The sequence below is a fragment of the Lysinibacillus sp. A1 genome (assembly GCF_000801965.1).
Taxonomy (GTDB): Bacteria; Bacillota; Bacilli; order Bacillales_A; family Planococcaceae; genus Lysinibacillus; species Lysinibacillus fusiformis.
In genome coordinates, this window is the sequence record NZ_JSZM01000020.1 from 132,027 (window position 1) to 149,480 (window position 17,454).

13 protein-coding genes are annotated in these 17,454 nt (G+C 35.0%); 11 read left to right on the top strand and 2 right to left on the bottom strand.

All coding sequences use genetic code 11. The annotated features are described in order from the left end of the window. The first annotated feature begins 62 nt into the window (after positions 1 to 62). From PI85_RS16800 to PI85_RS16820, 5 genes are all read left to right on the top strand, one after another. Positions 63 to 641, top strand: a complete 579-nt coding sequence (locus PI85_RS16800) for a LysE family translocator (protein WP_036125874.1) — start codon at positions 63 to 65, stop codon at positions 639 to 641. 11 nt (positions 642 to 652) lie between these two features. Then, complete coding sequence (locus tag PI85_RS16805) at positions 653 to 1,432, top strand: AraC family transcriptional regulator (protein ID WP_036125876.1); 780 nt, start codon at positions 653 to 655, stop codon at positions 1,430 to 1,432. A 437-nt stretch (positions 1,433 to 1,869) separates the two neighbouring features. Continuing rightward, positions 1,870 to 3,366 carry an ATP-binding cassette domain-containing protein gene (locus PI85_RS16810; protein ID WP_036125878.1) on the top strand — a complete coding sequence of 499 codons (1,497 nt, stop codon included), beginning with the start codon at positions 1,870 to 1,872 and terminating at the stop codon, positions 3,364 to 3,366. Positions 3,367 to 3,726: 360 nt separating this feature from the next. Further along, positions 3,727 to 5,256 (top strand): DHA2 family efflux MFS transporter permease subunit, encoded by a 1,530-nt coding sequence (locus PI85_RS16815; RefSeq protein WP_036125880.1) that lies wholly within the window; start codon positions 3,727 to 3,729, stop codon positions 5,254 to 5,256. Between the two features lie 237 nt (positions 5,257 to 5,493). Beyond that, entirely contained in the window at positions 5,494 to 6,033 is a 540-nt protein-coding gene (locus PI85_RS16820) for a GNAT family N-acetyltransferase (protein ID WP_036125881.1), read from the top strand. A 202-nt stretch (positions 6,034 to 6,235) separates the two neighbouring features. Here PI85_RS16820 and PI85_RS16825 read toward each other — a convergent pair whose 3' ends face one another. Further along, a complete protein-coding gene (locus PI85_RS16825; RefSeq protein ID WP_036125883.1) occupies positions 6,236 to 7,144 on the bottom strand; it encodes a C40 family peptidase in 909 nt (302 codons plus the stop codon). A 981-nt stretch (positions 7,145 to 8,125) separates the two neighbouring features. On the opposite strand from PI85_RS16825, the gene PI85_RS16830 reads away from it, so the two are divergent. From PI85_RS16830 to PI85_RS16840, 3 genes are all read left to right on the top strand, one after another. Continuing rightward, positions 8,126 to 9,085 carry a 2-hydroxyacid dehydrogenase gene (locus tag PI85_RS16830; protein WP_036125885.1) on the top strand — a complete coding sequence of 320 codons (960 nt, stop codon included), beginning with the start codon at positions 8,126 to 8,128 and terminating at the stop codon, positions 9,083 to 9,085. A 65-nt stretch (positions 9,086 to 9,150) separates the two neighbouring features. Next, the gene (locus tag PI85_RS16835; protein WP_036125887.1) at positions 9,151 to 9,534 is read left to right on the top strand and encodes a cupin domain-containing protein; all 384 of its coding nucleotides are present in this window, start codon (positions 9,151 to 9,153) and stop codon (positions 9,532 to 9,534) included. A 459-nt stretch (positions 9,535 to 9,993) separates the two neighbouring features. Further along, the gene (locus tag PI85_RS16840) at positions 9,994 to 11,247 is read left to right on the top strand and encodes an MFS transporter (RefSeq protein ID WP_036125891.1); all 1,254 of its coding nucleotides are present in this window, start codon (positions 9,994 to 9,996) and stop codon (positions 11,245 to 11,247) included. Positions 11,248 to 11,822: 575 nt separating this feature from the next. Here PI85_RS16840 and PI85_RS16845 read toward each other — a convergent pair. Beyond that, the gene (locus PI85_RS16845) at positions 11,823 to 13,436 is read right to left on the bottom strand and encodes a PucR family transcriptional regulator (protein ID WP_039392169.1); all 1,614 of its coding nucleotides are present in this window, start codon (positions 13,434 to 13,436) and stop codon (positions 11,823 to 11,825) included. A gap of 785 nt (positions 13,437 to 14,221) precedes the next feature. Between PI85_RS16845 and allC the strand changes: the two genes are divergently transcribed. The 3 genes from allC (at position 14,222) to allD (ending at position 17,449) form a co-directional block, all read left to right on the top strand. Beyond that, entirely contained in the window at positions 14,222 to 15,451 is a 1,230-nt protein-coding gene (allC, locus tag PI85_RS16850) for an allantoate deiminase (protein ID WP_036125892.1), read from the top strand. Positions 15,452 to 15,478: 27 nt separating this feature from the next. Beyond that, entirely contained in the window at positions 15,479 to 16,267 is a 789-nt protein-coding gene (gene allE, locus PI85_RS16855; protein ID WP_036125894.1) for a (S)-ureidoglycine aminohydrolase, read from the top strand. Between the two features lie 132 nt (positions 16,268 to 16,399). Further along, positions 16,400 to 17,449: an ureidoglycolate dehydrogenase gene (allD, locus tag PI85_RS16860; RefSeq protein WP_036125896.1), complete on the top strand. Its 1,050-nt coding sequence runs from the start codon at positions 16,400 to 16,402 to the stop codon at positions 17,447 to 17,449. Positions 17,450 to 17,454 lie beyond the last annotated feature (5 nt).

Below are 17,454 nucleotides of genomic sequence, written 5' to 3' on the forward strand. Positions count from 1 at the left end.
ATAATGATTTTAATAATAGATGTAATAATTCAAAGAGATAAACTTGAAAGGAAGTTTGCTTCATGGATATTACATCTTTTTTATTGTACTGTTTTATTATTACGGCTACGCCAGGGCCAACAAATGTGGTTATTTTATCAACGACACAAAATTACGGTATTAAAAAGGGCTTACATTTTTCTTATGGTTCTACAATTGCGTTTTTTATTTTATTAGCATTATCAGCTTTTCTAAATTCATTGTTTTCAACTTTGGTCCCAAAAGTCTTGCTAATGATGCAAATACTAGGAACAGCTTACATGCTTTATCTAGCTTATCAAATAGTTAAAATGGATATTTCGAGTGATGCTACTAATAAAGTAGGAAACTTCAAATCAGGGTTTTTCATGCAATTTTTAAACCCTAAAGTCGTATTATTTACAATGACAGTGATTCCAAGCTTTGTGCTACCATACTATGAATCGTTTTTCGCGATATTCGTAAGTGTATTCGCCATTACCCTCATCGGATTAATAGCTTTCTTATTATGGGTATTGTTTGGAGCTATCTTTAAACAATTTTTACAACAACATAAAAAAGTCGTCAATGTTTTCATGGCATGTTGTTTATTATACGCAGCCATCATGATTTGGATTGAATAGAGGCGAAAAAAATGCAGCAATTTACTTATAAAAAAATGGATGGAATTACAGCATTGAAGGCAAGTTTTACTGATTTTAAGTATAAAAAGCATGCTCATCAGGAATATGCATTCGGGGTAACGTTAAAAGGTATCCAACATTATCATCTAGATGGAAGTTTACAGCTTTCACATCAAAATGGCGTTATGCTTTTTAATCCTGAACAAGTACATGACGGAATGGCTTATAATCGTGAAGGACTCGAATATGTAATGCTTTACGTAGAGCCATCTTTATTTTTAGAGGCTATTCAAAAAAGAGAAATCATTAGTTTTGACAAGCCCATTATCTATAACAATAGTGTAAAGAACCATATACTAAATTTATCACATGCAATTTTAACAGAAGAAAATTCAGCATTATGTCATGAGTTATTTTTACATTTATCAGATGGCTTAGTGGAGCAAGATTTTAGTCCATCCATGAAAATGGATAGTATGATGATTAAAAAAGCCAAAGAGATCATCCATTCACATGTTGAAAATATACTAAAAATCGAAGATATTTGTCAGGAGTTACAATTGACAACATTCCAATTCATCCGTCTTTTTAAAAAGCACACTGGGATTACGCCTTATCAATATTTCTTAAATTGCAAAGTCGAACGAGCTAAATCCATTATCGAACAAACAGGTGATATTTATGCGGGAGTTGCACAATGTGGATTTGTTGATTTACCCCATTTGAATAAACATTTTAAAAGTATTTTTGGTATCACAGCATTTGAATATTTATCTATTGTTAAAAACTGAGAGTAAAATGAATGAAATTGACAATAAATAGAATTTTATGTTAAAGTATTGTTACTTAAATTGATCGGAGGGTGAAAAGATGAGCCATTGTTTATTTATTAGAAAACATTATTTCAATATAAATAAACAAGAAGCTATTCTTCACCTATCATATTTAGAAATTACTCCTCTATGACGGTTTATGCTCATTCAAAAAATGTTTTGTACGGAGACGAGTTTTGAACATTTGTTGAATCAACATAAACGATCAAACGGTTGTCACAGACAAAAAGACTGGACACCCATATACGTTGTTACATAGGGAAACTATTTTCATTGAGTAAGATGCTTCTGTTTATAAACAGAGGCATCTTTTTTGTTTTTATCAATTGTCGGGGTGATGCATATGAACAACTAAATGGAATGATTACGGAAGAATTAATGAAGGGAGCATTCACATGATTGAAATTCAACATCTAACCATCAGAACAATTAAAGACAATCGGACGTTGATCGATCAATTCCAGCTAAGTATTCAAAAAGGCGACAAAATTGTCATTATAGGTGAGGAGGGGAATGGCAAAAGTACATTATTAAAATGTATTTATAACGAAAAATTAATGACTGATTATTGTACGTTTGAAGGAAAAATTCATAAGGACGGGTACTTATTAGGTTATCTTTCACAGGAGCTATCGGCACAGGAAGAAATGTTAACGATCACTGAATTATTTTTAGATAATAGTTGGAATAAGGATTTGTTAATGGCCATGGATGATTTTAATATCCAATCCTTAGTTTCAGATCAATCGATTAGTGATTTCTCAGGAGGGGAACGATTTAAATATCGTTTTTTAAAATTACTTGCCATGAATCCTGATGTTCTGTTACTGGATGAACCGACAAACGATTTAGATATAGGCACAATAGATTGGCTAGAAGTCTTTATGCAGCAAACTACGATTCCTATCATATTTGTATCGCATGATGAAACATTTATTAAAAATACGGCGAATGGTATTATTCATATGGAGCTTACCAATCGCAAGAAAATACCCAAATATACATTTTCAAGAGAGCCCTATGAAACATACCTAGCACATCGGGAAAACGATTTACGGAAACAAGAGCAGGTAGCGAGGAAGCAAGCAGCCGATTATAAAAAACAGATGGAAAAGTGGCATGATGTTTGGAATAAGGCAGAGCATCAGCATCAAAATGTAGCTCGCTCGGACCCGAGATTACAGAAGAAAGTAAAATCATTAAAACATCAAAAGCAGCGAATGGACAGAGCTACAGAGAATTTTTTCGAGATTCCAACTGTAGAGGAGGCAAGCGAATTCCGATTCGATTCCTCCATTCATATACATCGCCATAAAAAAATTCTAGAGCTATCATTGGAAACGCTTGAAATAGCAAACAAACAGCTTTCCCAAAATATAAACTTATCGATCATTGGACCAGAAAAGGTTGCGATTATTGGGGAAAATGGGGTAGGGAAATCAACCTTGCTAAAAAGGATATTGGACACGTTGAAGGACCGTTCTTCATTAAAAATAGGATATATGCCGCAAAATTACGAGGATTTATTGGACCCAAATCAAACTCCTATTCGTTTTTTAGAAAGAACAGGTGATAAGGAAGCAATGACGAAAGCTTTTACTCATTTGGGGAGCATGAAATTTACGAGCGATGAAATGCAGCAAAAGATTGGCCGGTTAAGCGGTGGTCAGAAGGCTAAGCTGCTTTTGTTAAAGATGATTATGGACGGTTGTGAACTATTAATATTGGATGAACCAACGAGAAACTTTAGTCCTTTGACAACGCCAGTACTGTGTCATGCATTAGCCCAATATGGTGGCGCCATTATTAGTGTTTCGCATGACCGCCGATACTTAAAGGAAGTTGTATCAACCATTTACGAATTAACGAATGATGGCTTAATTAAGAAATAATCAAGAAATAAACAATAAAAAAGTCGATTCTCTGTAAGAAAAGAATCGACTTTTTTCAAAAAATATATGTAGAACACATTGAAATCAACAATGGCTTATGGTAAATTTATAGAGATAGACGTTGTATAATTATCTTACCACGTACTTTCCCTATTTTAATTATACAATATACTCTATTCTTTCGTCAACAGTTTTATTACTTAGTTTTTAAAGGGGTGGTTGCTATGAAATCAGCAAAGGCACTACAACAGATGGGAGGAAAAAACTACTCAGCTCATTGACGAAGAAGTCCAGACCTAAAAAGACAATCGAAATTCTCAAGAAAATGAAAAAGTTAAAAGAAAGTAGGATTGATACTACATGTCGGAGAATACCATTTCTGTCGAGACAAAAGCGCCATACGGCATGATTGCCATTTTATTTATTGGGGCATTTGTCGCAATTTTGAATGAAACATTATTAAACATTGCTCTCCCAGCCATTATGACGGAATTTGACGTAAATGCTACTGCCGTACAATGGCTTTCCACAGGCTATATGTTGATTAACGGTATTTTAATACCGGCAAGTGCATTCTTTATTCAACGTTTTACAGATAAAAAGCTATTTATTACCGCAATGGCCTTATTTACACTAGGTACATTCCTAGCAAGTATTGCACCAGCATTTGGTGTATTATTAGCGGCACGTATGATTCAAGCTGCCGGCTCAGCCATAATGATGCCTTTACTAATGAATGTTATGCTTACGGCATTCCCAGTTGAAAAACGAGGTGCAGCTATGGGGATGTTCGGTCTCGTGATGATTACTGCTCCTGCAATTGGACCTACACTGTCCGGCTGGATCATTGAGCATTATAGCTGGAGAATGTTATTTGATATTGTTCTACCAATTGCTATTTTGACATTAATCTTTGCAGCCTTTAAATTGAAGGATGTGACACCACAACGTGCCATTAAGCTTGATGTGCTATCACTCATTCTATCGAGTATCGGATTCGGCGGACTGCTTTACGGCTTTAGTTCGGCAGGGGAAAAGGGTTGGGACAATATACTTGTCTACGGAACAATCATTATTGGGACGATTGCTTTAATTACCTTTGTCCTTCGTCAATTTCGTATGGATGAACCAATGCTTGAGTTTCGTATTTTCAAATATCCTATGTTTGCCTTATCATCGGCCATTTCCATCGTCATTGCGGTGGCTATGTTCTCCGCAATGATATTAATGCCTATATATGTACAAACGATTCGTGGTATTTCACCAATGGATTCAGGTTTATTAATGCTACCAGGTGCGATTGTGATGGGGATCATGTCGCCAATTACCGGGAAGCTCTTTGATAAATATGGCGCAAGAAGCTTAGCCGTATTTGGATTAATCATCACGATTGTCACTTCTTATTACTTTAGTAAAATAAGTATGGATACGGCTTATTCGACACTTGTTCTGCTATATACATTACGTATGTTTGGAATGTCGATGGTTATGATGCCCGTTATGACAAATGGTCTGAATCAGCTACCAGCACATAATAATCCACACGGAACAGCAATGAATAATACGCTTCAGCAAGTATCCGGTGCGATTGGATCAGCTGTATTGATTACAGTTATGAACAATAAAACAACTGCTAAAGCTGAAGAAATAGCTGCTGGTGCCATGAATAATATGAGTGCCAATGCACAGACATCTACACAGGGTGCCGCTGAACTAAAACAACAAATCATGAATGAAGCCATGCTCCATGGTATCAATTACACCTTCTTTATTTCAACTTTGATTGCGGTGATCGCACTCATTCTTGCATTCTTTATTAAAAGAGTTAAACCAAATCAAGAAAATATGATGCCTAATGAGGATGCTGAAGAACAAGTAGAAGTGAAATAGGTAGGGAAACGGGTGTTGCTTATAGTAGCAACACCTATTTTTTAGTTTTAAGACGATCAAAAATCTAATTGATTGAACTGATGGGATATAATGATAATTTTTAAAATTAAATTGACATTGGAAATCAATCACCATACAATTTGATTGATTCGTCACTCATTTTTTTGACAGTTGCTTCTAAGTTTACGATAGATGAAAAAAGAATTCTAAGCTCAATTAAACTAAGGAGAAATTAATTTGAAAATTGAAACAATATATGACTACGAAATAAATGATTCATTAAGAGCCAAATTACAATATTTATTAACAGAATGCTTTACTGAAGATTATCCAAAAGAAAGGATTTACTTTAAGCAATTACCTCATTTTAGATTCATAGCAACACATGACAAAAATGAACTTGTTGGTCAGGTTGGCTTGGATTATAGAATAATGAATTTAAATGGGAAACCTATTAGAGTTCTTGGCATTATCGACTTATGTGTATCAAAAAATCAGCGTTCGCAGGGAATAGGTTCATTGCTACTCTCGAAGATAGATGAATTTTGTAAAGGAAAGTCAGTTGATTTTTTACTCTTGTTTGCAGATAATAAGAAATTATACGTAAATGCTGGCTTCAAGTCTGTCCATAATGAGTGTACATGGTTAAAAATAGACAATAAAAATCAAACAACAAATGGGATAGGGTATGAAAAAATTAATGAGCTTATGATTAAAGAAATAGGTAATATCAAATGGGAAGATGGCAAAATAGACTTATTAGGCTATCTTTATTAAGCTCAGTCCCTTTCTAGAATAAAACAACTTTAAAAGTCTTGTTACTGAAGCAGATGTAACAAGACTTTTTTTGTAATCTCTGACGTTCAATAAAAATGATGCAACAAAACAGTTAGAAAGGCTTTGTGATGCGGTCAAGCGGGGGAAGGGGAGCTTGAAATTAAAAAAATGGCGTTTCATCCATGTGAAACGCCACTTCATATTATTGAGTTAATCGTTGGATAAAAGCATCTAAATGTTCGATTGTCACGTTATCGTTCACACCGAATAAATTGTCACCTTTGCCTACCGTAATTTTATTGGAGGCAAGGATAGATACATAGCTGTTAGCCCAATGTGATCCTGGAACATCTACAAAATTTTCTGTTGCTCCTTGTTGTTTTAAGTGGAATGCTTCCACTAAAACTTTTGATAATTGACCGCGTGTAATTGGTGAACCTGGATTGAATTTCCCGTTTTCATCACCAGTAAATACTCCGATTTTTTTGAGGGCTTCAGCAGCACCTGCATATTTAGATCCTGGCTTTACATCAGGAAAACTTGAATTTGTTTGACTAGTATCTAATTGTAGCTTCTTAGCTAATTTAAGAGCGAGTTCTCCACGTGATGAATAAATAGTAAAGTCTATTTCAGCATCTTTTACCTCTCCATAATCAGAGAAGCTTGCAACACGTTTTGCACCCACGTAACGAGATCCCCAATAGTATGGGTCATTGATTTTATCAATTTTAACCCCTGAACTTGTAGTAGCCGAAATAAAATTGCTGTCACCTATGTAAATGCCAACATGTGAAACACCGCTTCCCGAAGTATTAAAAAATACGAGATCGCCAGTCTTTAAATTGTCTTTAGCTATAGAAGTACCTTGTTGATATTGAGCAGTGGATGTACGTTCTAATGAAATACCTAACTTAGAAAATACTAATTGTGTATAGGCAGAACAATCAACACCTGTTCTAATATCTGTACCTCCATATTTATAAGGAGCACCAATATATGCCTTTGCTGTATTTGTTATATCTGTATATGTAGCTGCTTGCGCATCGTGAATACCTATTCCTGTAAAGAACATAAAAGATGCAAAAATCGGTAGTAATATTCTTTTCTTCAATTAATCCTTACCCCTTTCAAAAAGCAATCGCTTTTGAACTAAAGTAAGAATAGCATGAAACAGTTAGGAGTTATTTTTCAATAATATTACTGATTAACACTTTCCTATGATTCTGACATGTTATTTTTAATTGTGTAATCTATCTGCAATAATTATGGTCAATTTTACTAAATATATATGAATTAATTGGATTTTTAGGGATATAAGAGCTATTAATTATAATTATGCTAAATGTAGATGCATTCGATAATTAATAGCTCTTGCTAGAAAAATATAAAAAGTTGAGATGTAATAATGAATCATCGTTATTAAAATAGGTAGGCAGGGAATTATGGTCAATAATTCTTACATCATGAGAAATTACATTCCAAACAAATCTATTGATTATAACGACATCAGAATCAGTAAGATTATTGCCCAGCGGCAAATGTGCCATCTTAGGAGAAGAATTTGCAATAGATGATAACTATTCAAACTTAAAAGGTTTGATCAAGGCTAATATAAACTTATACATTTGAAAGGCAAAGTTAAAGAGAGTTATATTGTTTTTATCGAAACTTTAGCATCCATATATAGATCGAATTAGTCCGATAATCTTAGGATTACCAGGGCTGTTTTTTTTGTGCAGAGAGTAGAAAGGGGTAGTAATTCTAATTTGGATAAAGCGTATTCCTAGTTATTTTAAATAGTAGCTTTAGTCAAAAACATGTAATGTCGTTTCACTTTTTGTTTAAAGTGAACAATGTTATTTAAAGGCTCCTATCCTACAATTAAATTAAGCAATTAACATAATAAAAAATAAAAAAGGAAGTGACTGAAAACGAAAATACCTACTTTTTTTGTGCAATATGTGCAAAAAAAATCATCCACCTCTTACTGTGAAATAACAGTTTGAAGAAATGTGTATCTCTCTTTTATAAACCTATGGAAACTAGTTAATCAACAGACATATTCAAAAACAATAGGAAGGAATTGATTGAAATGTTAGTCAAATTATTAGAACCATTAAATGTTTCAGATTCGATTATTGAAAAATTAGCGGAGCCAATCAAACAGGCCGGTCATGAATTTGTTTATTATAACGAGAAAACAACAGATAGTGCAGAATTAGCAAGACGTAGTGAAGGTGCAGATGTAATTATGATTGCTAATAATCCTTATCCTAAAGAAGTGATTGATCAAAATGCCAATTTAAAATTAATAAATGTAGCCTTTACAGGTGTAGATCATGTAGGTATCGGACAAGCGAGAAACCAAGATGTTATGATATGTAATGCAGCTGGATATGCGAATCAAGCAGTTGCTGAATTAACAATTGGTTTAGTGTTAGATGTGTATCGTCATATCACTCAGGGTGATAAAGAAATCCATGCCGATCATTTCCCAGGAGCATTCCAAGGTAGTGAAATTAAAGGGAAAACAGTTGGTTTGATTGGTACAGGTAAGATTGGTATGATGACTGCTCGTTTGTTTAAAGCATTTGGCGCAAAAATAGTAGCTTCTGACCAATCTAGAAGAAACCCGGAAGCAGAAGTTTTGGGTATCGAATACATGGAATTAGATGAGTTATTAGTACAATCTGATATTGTGTCATTACATATACCATTACTTTCGAGCACAAAAGGATTAATTTCTAAAGAAAAATTAGAATTAATGAAGGAATCAGCTATTTTAATCAACTGTGCACGAGGCCCAATTGTTGATAATGATGCATTAGCAGATGCATTAAATGAAGGGCGAATTGCAGGAGCGGGTATTGACGTATTTGATATGGAACCGCCTATTCCTGGAGACTATAAACTGTTACAAGCCAAAAATGCGATTTTAACACCTCATGTAGGCTTCCTAACGAATGAGGCAATGGAATTACGGGCTAAAATTGCATTTGATAACACAATGGCATTCTTAGAAGGAAAACCTCAAAATATTATTCGCAGATAATCATTTTCTGTTAAACGCTAAATAACGTGGGTATAGTTTGAAATTCGAAACAAGGAGAAAATACAATGACATTAAAACAATTAGCAAGAGAAGATTTAAAAAATCGTATTTTCCATTGGCCTGATATTCAAGAGTTTAGAGAAGAAGAAGCGACAAAACATATTTTTTATGAAACACCTAATACCGTTGGAGCTATATGGTGTATGCGACCAGGACAAACTTTGCCACTTCACTCACACGAGAAAGCTGATGATATTTGGGTTGTTATTGAAGGGACGGCAGATTATTATCCAGAATGTGGTAAGATGGTTCAAATTAAAGCTGGGGATGTTGTAGTTTCACGTGCGGGTGAAAAGCACGGAATGACTAATAATTCTAGTAGAGATTTCGTCATGTTAGGGATTACAGGTCCGACACCAATCGGCTTTATTGCGCATAAACATCATTAAGTTAACGATCACGTCTGTTGATTAACTAATTTTCAAAGTAAAAAAAGATTCCTTCTTTTAGATCCATTATCTACTACGGAGGAATCTTTCGTGCGATCACAAAGAATTGTCACACCTGAGTAAAATTTTATTTTACAAAATTGGATTTGAGCAAAGGTGTTTCCACGTAGATTGCGATCAGTCCGATTACCTATAGGGTAGTCGGGCTTTTTTTGTTTATTCGAGCCTTCCTTATTATGAGGAGAGTTTGCAAAGGTACAAAAGCACTGAGAAGGGATCGAGAAATGAGAATGTCTTAAGTCATACTTTTATAAACAATTCAAACATAGGCTTTTGTCTAAAATGTGCAATGCTAGTTCTGTTTTTGTCGAAAGTGAACAATGTTATTTACGAACTCATCACCTAAAATTAAATTAAGCACTACATAAGTAAAAAAAAGAAAAATGGGAGTGTCATATTATGGGACAAACAGTTAAGAATGACCCGAATTATTACAAAAAAATCATTTTTGCACTGTGTTTAGGTTGGGTAGCTATTTGGATTTATCGTACAATACTTACACCAATATATCCACAAATTCAAGAATCGCTTGGTAATATTAGCGATACTCAAGTAGGACTTATTGCTTCTATTTATTTCTTTGCCTATACGGGTATGCAAATTCCATCAGGAATACTCGTTGATAAATTTGGACAAAAACGAGTATTAATCCCTGCGTTTATCATTTTTGCATTAGCAGCATTTGTCATTGGATCAAGCACGACAATCACTCAAGTTTATGTAGGTGCCTTAATGGCAGGTCTTTCGACTGGTTCATACTATGGTGCGGCTTTCTCTTTATCCGCTAAATATATGCCAAAAGATAAGAAAAGCTTTTCTAATGCGATCATCAACAGTGGTTCGGCATTAGGGATGGTTATTGGTCTAGTAGGCTCATCTGTATTAGTAGCTGGCCTTGAAATCCAATGGAATTACATGCTTTATATGATAGCATTCTTCATAGTAGCTGTAATATTTGTATTTACGCTATTTGTTAAACAAGACAAAAAAACAGCTACAAATGAAACATCTGAAGATAAGCAAACAACACAAGCCACAGTATCTCAAGGCGTAGAATTATTCTCGCTAAAAAAAGTAGTTATTTATTTCGTCTATTTTGCAACATGTTATGGTTATTACATGATTGTGACATGGTTACCATCATTCCTAGTCGCAGAAAAAGGATTTGAACAAGGTTCAGTAGGATATGTAGCTGCTTTAGTTGCAGTCACAGCAGTACCTGGTGCATTGATATTTTCTAAGTATATTGACAAAAATGCACATATGCGTCAGAAATTAATTATCTTCTTGTTAATTGGTGCAGCCGTAACAATTAGTTTAACGGTATTTGCACCTAACCCTTCTGTCCTATATGCAGCATTAGTTTTATACGGTTTATTAGGTAAACTTGCCATTGATCCAGTTTTAATCACATATGTAACGGATTCAGTACCTTCCAACAGCATGGCCAAGGCACTAGGTATCTTTAACTTCTTTGGAATGACATCATCAGTTATTGCGCCAACTCTTACAGGTTATATTGGTGATCTAACTGGTTCGAAAGTATTGGCATTCTATATTGCAGCAATACTTCTTGCAGCAGCAGCCATTTTATTCTTCCTTGTCGTGATGGTGAAAGAGAAGAAAGCAATCAATTCCCTAACTAATGAATAAAGTAAAGCTACCTATCGATGGAGGTTTAGTACATCTTCCGCTGATAGGTAGTTTTGTTATTACTGACCAAAGGCAGAGAGGTCTTCCCATGAAGAAGCTAATTCTCTAGATGAATTATACAACTCCATGCAATCCTAGTTCGATATAGTTTGACAATGTTTTTCGCTTAGATCATCAGCCAGGCAGTGTCGGAACAAATTGTTGCTATGGCTGTCTTGGGTGACCGTCGTCCGCGGTTGGTAAACATAAAAACGCCAGAATTTGTCTGGAGGATCCTCTGTTCGTCCGGGCATGTGGCGAGGACACGACTTCTGCCATCCCGAGTGCCAAGCTAATGTTGATTGTCGGAACAACTGTACAAAGTAATCGCTGATGGCATAAAGCGTACAGCTCGTCGCAATAGACACCGCCCCTACTGAGTGGCACCAGCCAGTTTCATGATAATATCGGAGTAAAAGCTATTACATTTGCGTACTCATAATTGAGGTGGGGAAGCAAGTGTTCCAGTAAAATAGGCAAAAAGAATCCCGCCAAAAAAGCATTCATAAACAGCTTTTTAGCGGGATTTTTTAAGTTTAAAAATTTACTTTCTCTGACGCAAATAATGCTAATCGTAGATCTAATGAAATATCAGGTGATTCGATAGACTGACCTAAAATCTCTTCACATTTTTTAATACGATATTTTACCGTATTCCGATGAATAAATATATCTTCAGAAGTCTTTGTCAGATCACAATGATTCGCCAAATAGATTTTCAATGTATATTTTAGTTCTTTTTCTTTCGTCGTTTTTGGATAGGCTAATGAACCTAGTGTATACGTGATAAACGGTTTTAATTTATTTGCTGGAATGAGTTGTAACAATTCTTCTACACTTTTAGATTTATAGAGTTCTATAAATTCAACTTTACTACTTTCAGACTTATGATCAAAAGCTTCATTCGCTTCAAAATAAGAGAGTGGTAGCTGTGAGAATTCAGTAACTTCATTACCAATACCGAATGACATTGTGCTATTAAAAAGTTTTTGATACTCTTTTTGGATATATTTGCAGTAATCTAAATAATATTGATGTTTAGTTTGTAATAGAATCGTAAATCGATGATTACCTGGAGACCTATACACACTGATACAAGGATCTATGTCTGTAAATTTATGTGTTAGCCATTCAAAAGTCATTTGATAGCGCTCATTCAAATAGATATTATTTTCCACATCCCTTTCTTGATCAATCGCACAAACGATTACTTGATAGAAATTGGATGGTTGAATAAGGTGCTTTTTTAAAAACTCAGGGTGCTGTTTGACTGAAATAAGATTATCAGGATGTTCAGACATCAATGTTTCGAAAAATCGGTTTACATCTTGTTGTTCCGCTTCTTTAATTTTACTATTTTTATAAATGGCAAGACTAAGTGTATTCACGGCTTGTTCTATGGCAAGCAAACTAAATGGATAAGTGAGCGTATTAACATTTGAAACCATCAAATAATACGGAAAATATTTAAATGCTGGAACTTCAAATATAATATGTTCTTCTTGGAAAGATGCTTTATTATTAGGTGAGATTTGCTTGGAATTCACACATCTTTTGAAGTAACTAAGATTTTTCTGAATTTGCTCTGCGTGTTCTTGGAAGTGATGGCTCATCGATTTAATTTGATGAAAAGGATTTAAGAGCATCACAGGGACTCTAAGGAGTCTGCTCATTCGTTCAATCATCATATCCAAGCTCAAACCTCTCATAAGCATTGTATTTAATTCTTGTTGGATATCTAATGCAAAATATAACTTTTCAGTTTCTTCATCCAAGATATAGGATGATATATGATGCGTAATGGAACCGAGATTCCAGCTATCAGGGATTCTAATAATGGGGAATTTCAACTTGTTGGCATATTCTATTACTTCATCATCAATTTTTTCTAAAAAGCGTGATAATTTAACGCCTATGCCAGCAACTTGTATATCATTTAATTCTCGAATGAGATCCTTTAATCCGGATTGGTCGTGTTGATAACACATACCCGTAGTAACGATAAATGAATGAGGAGCTGTGAAATTTTTAATATCAGGCGTTTCTGTAATATCGACCATTTCTACTTCTCTTTCTAAATCTCCCTCATCATTTAATAATGTTAAATCAGAAAATTGTTGGACAGACATGATTTCTTTTAATGTTGTCATAAGAGTCATCCCCTTTATATTTGTTAAATAAATCCAAAATAAGTATGTAAAACGCTACAAGGATAACCTATCACTCTGATTGTATACTATTTTTGAAGGTTATTATATAAAATTCTTTATTTTGAAATAGTAAAGAAGAATCATATGCTTGACCTAGGTCAAATATTCTACGTGATGCTTTGTTTATAAAATATGGTTACAACAAGGATAGCATGGCTAAAGTAGCTTGAACAAAGAAGTTCACCTTTGCACAACTAAACTCTGTTAAGAATAGCTATGTTAGAAAGAAGTGACAACAATGTGAGATCAACAATACAAACCACTTGGAACCGAAATAGTGAGTGGCATAGCCTTTCTTCCTGTACTCCTATTTCTACTTAGCATTAAAAGGGATTGATGCAGCAGCCGTTAATCAAATCGAGAATGAGTCAAAAATCTTTCAATACAATACGATATAGCTTAGGTTTGCTCCTACTTGTATGTGTCATGACACTCGGGCTATTGTTTATCTGTTAATCATTTTAATAAGGACTATACCACACGGGAAATCTAAGTTTTTACATAGATTTACTATGTGGTTTTTGTATTTACTTTACTCACAAGCCTTCTTAAACCCTTTCCATAATCGATAGCTTCGTTCTTTTTTACTCCATGCTAGCTGCTCCTTATCAAAATTTGTTTGTCTAAAGTGCATAAAAAGACCATCCATTATTGTTTATTGTGTCAATGAATGGTTGTGGGGTAGGACCTATAATAAATGTGAAGAAGGAAGGAGTGAAAGAGGTATGGATATTCAATCAACTTTTGAATGGTTAGATAAGAAATTCACAGGTTTTGGTGGCTTAGAACAAGGTGGAATTACACGACTTTTATATTCTCAAGAATGGAATGATGCAGTTCGAGAACTGGAAAAAACATTCAAAGAAGAAGGGTTAGAAGCAAGCTTTGACGACATCGGGAACTTAACTGGGCGTCTTGTTGGCAGTAAATATCCAGAAGAAACCATTTTAACAGGATCACATATCGACACAGTAGTGGAGGGTGGTCATCTAGATGGCCAATTCGGTATCTTAGCTGCACTAGTGGCTGTGAAATATTTAAAAGCTAAACATGGCCAACCACTACGCTCATTAGAAGTATTATCCCTTGCAGAAGAAGAAGGTAGTCGATTCCCTTACACATTCTGGGGTAGCAAAAACTTCTTTAACTTAGCTAAAAAATCGGATGTTGACACAATTGCAGATGCTGAGGGCATTAAGTTCGAAGACGCGATGCGTAAATCAGGCTTCGATTATCGTAAAACTAATGACGTTCGTAATGACATCAAAGCATTTGTAGAAATTCATATTGAACAAGGTAAAGTGTTAGAGACAGAAAACAAAACAATCGGTGTTGTTAATGGCATCGTTGGTCAAAAACGCTTCACGATCAACTTAAAAGGGGAAGCAAACCACGCTGGTACTACGCCAATGTCATTACGTCGCGATACAGTTGTTGCCTATAGTGAAATTGTCTCGGATTTAACAAAACGTGCTAGAGAAATTGGGGAACCACTTGTATTAACGTTCGGTCATATCACACTTGTACCAAACACAGTAAATGTAGTTCCTGGTGAAATTACATTCTCAGTAGACTGTCGTCATATTGATCAGCAAATATTAAATGATTTTGCAGCAGAAATCGAAGACAAAATTAGATTAGTTGCTGAAGCAAATAGCATGACTTACGACATTCATTTATGGATGGATGAGGCACCAACATTGATGGACAAAAAAATCGTTCAAATCATAGAACAAGCAGCAAAGAACAATGTAGGGAATCAATATAAAGTGATGCCATCTGGTGCAGGACATGACTCACAAATCTTTGCTCAATATGTACCAACGGCGATGTTGTTTGTACCTTCTATTGGTGGAATTAGTCACAACATTAGTGAAGAGACGAAGATAGAAGACCTTGTTAAAGGTATTGAAGTATTAAGTGATGTACTTTATGAACTAGCATATAAAGAATAAAAATAAAGATAAAGGAGCCTGATACTTATGGGTTACATAAATCAAGTTCAAGGATACAGAGAAGGTTTATTAGAAACACGTTCAGTCATTAAAAAAGACAATTATGCGGTAATTACACCGGATGGTCTAGTTAATAATGTTGTACCAGGTTTCAAAGATTGTGACGTAACAATCTTAGGATCCCCGCGTTTAGGTGCAAGATTTGTAGATTACTTAGTAACTGTAAAAAACCAAGGTGGAAACAAAACTGGTTTCGCTGGTGATGGTATTCAATCTTTTGTATACGTCGTTTATGGCAAAATCAATGCGTTTGCAGATGGTAAGCGATACGAATTAACAGAAGGTGGGTATTTATATGTGCCCCCACACTTACAGTTAACTTTTGAAAATAATAATAACGGTGAGGATAGCCGATTATTCTTATACAAAAAACGTTATCAACCTCTTAAAGGATATACACCAGAAGTCGTTACAGGTAATGTGAACGACATCGAACAAGAGGCATATGAAGGTATGAAAGAAGTATTAATTCAAGACTTATTACCAAAAGAAATTGGATATGACATGAACATTCATATTCTTTCATTCAAACCAGGTGCTTCACATGGTTACATTGAAACACACGTTCAAGAACACGGCGCTTATGTTTTAAGTGGGCGAGGCATGTACAACTTAGATAACGAATGGATGCCGGTTGATAAAGGTGATTATATCTTTATGGGCGCTTATGTACCGCAAGCAACCTATGCAATTGGTTTAGATGAACCATTCTCATACATTTATTCTAAAGATGCAAACAGAGATATTGATTTATAAAAAGTGAGTATATTATCTCCGATAGCTATCCAAAGATAAATTAGGCATCTTAGTTACAAAAGAATTTCTTAAAAAAATTCTAGATTATTTAGAATCTGAAACAAAATATTAATTAAATGAGGAGTAATCAAGATGCGTGTATCTAAAGAAGAACTTTTTAATCTAATGAAACAAAAGTTTATGAAAGCGGGATTAAATGAAGGAGCGGCACATGATGTTGCAGACGTATTAACATACGCTGATTATAGAGGTATTCACTCACATGGGGCTGTACGTGTTGAATACTATTCTGAACGGATTGCAAAAGGCGGTATTACAACCAATCCAAACTATACATTTGAACAAACAGGACCAGCATCTGCGGTCTTTCATGGGGATAATGGTCCAGGTCACCAAATAGCAAAGCAAGCGATGGAAAAAGCGATTGAAATGGCTAAAAAATCAGGTGTTGCCGTTGTTGGTATGAAAAATATCTCACATAGTGGTGCATTAGGTTACTTTGTTGAAATGGCGGCAGAACAAGATATGGTTGCTCTAAGTATGTGTCAATCAGATCCTATGGTCGTACCGTTTGGCGGAACTGAGCCTTATTTTGGGACAAACCCAATTGCTTATAGTGCACCGTCTGCTGATGACCGCATCATTACATTTGATATGGCGACTACTGTCCAAGCATGGGGCAAAATCTTAGATGCAAGAAGTAAAAATGCATCGATTCCAGATACATGGGCTGTTGATGCTACTGGTGCACCTACGACGAATGCAAGAGATGTTCATGCACTTCTACCAATTGCAGGTCCAAAAGGATACGGCTTGATGATGATGGTAGATATTTTATCAGGTAGTCTTCTAGGAGTCCCACATGGTATACATGTGTCTTCTATGTATCAAGACTTAACTAAAGGACGCGATTTAGGTCAAATTCATATCGTCATTAACCCTGCCTATTTCACAGATTTGAATGCTTTCAAGCTACAAATTACAACAATGCTCAATGAATTAAAAGCACAGCCAGCGGCAGAGGGCTATGGAGAAATTTATTATCCAGGTGAACGCGGTATATTAAGAAGTAAGGAATATGATAAGGAAGGTATTGAAATCGTAGACGACATTTACAACTATCTTGTGTCAGACGACGTTCATTACGATCGTTATCATGGAAAAAATAGATTTGCAGAATAATAAAT

Excerpts from the sequence above, each read along its gene's own strand:
- PI85_RS16810 (WP_036125878.1), top strand. The coding sequence starts at position 1,870 with ATGATTGAAATTCAACATCTAACCATCAGAACAATTAAAGACAATCGG.
- allE (WP_036125894.1), top strand. The coding sequence starts at position 15,479 with ATGGGTTACATAAATCAAGTTCAAGGATACAGAGAAGGTTTATTAGAA.
- allD (WP_036125896.1), top strand. The coding sequence starts at position 16,400 with ATGCGTGTATCTAAAGAAGAACTTTTTAATCTAATGAAACAAAAGTTT.
- PI85_RS16840 (WP_036125891.1), top strand. The coding sequence starts at position 9,994 with ATGGGACAAACAGTTAAGAATGACCCGAATTATTACAAAAAAATCATT.
- PI85_RS16835 (WP_036125887.1), top strand. The coding sequence starts at position 9,151 with ATGACATTAAAACAATTAGCAAGAGAAGATTTAAAAAATCGTATTTTC.
- PI85_RS16815 (WP_036125880.1), top strand. The coding sequence starts at position 3,727 with ATGTCGGAGAATACCATTTCTGTCGAGACAAAAGCGCCATACGGCATG.
- PI85_RS16845 (WP_039392169.1), bottom strand. The coding sequence starts at position 13,436 with ATGACAACATTAAAAGAAATCATGTCTGTCCAACAATTTTCTGATTTA.
- PI85_RS16830 (WP_036125885.1), top strand. The coding sequence starts at position 8,126 with ATGTTAGTCAAATTATTAGAACCATTAAATGTTTCAGATTCGATTATT.
- PI85_RS16800 (WP_036125874.1), top strand. The coding sequence starts at position 63 with ATGGATATTACATCTTTTTTATTGTACTGTTTTATTATTACGGCTACG.
- allC (WP_036125892.1), top strand. The coding sequence starts at position 14,222 with ATGGATATTCAATCAACTTTTGAATGGTTAGATAAGAAATTCACAGGT.
- PI85_RS16805 (WP_036125876.1), top strand. The coding sequence starts at position 653 with ATGCAGCAATTTACTTATAAAAAAATGGATGGAATTACAGCATTGAAG.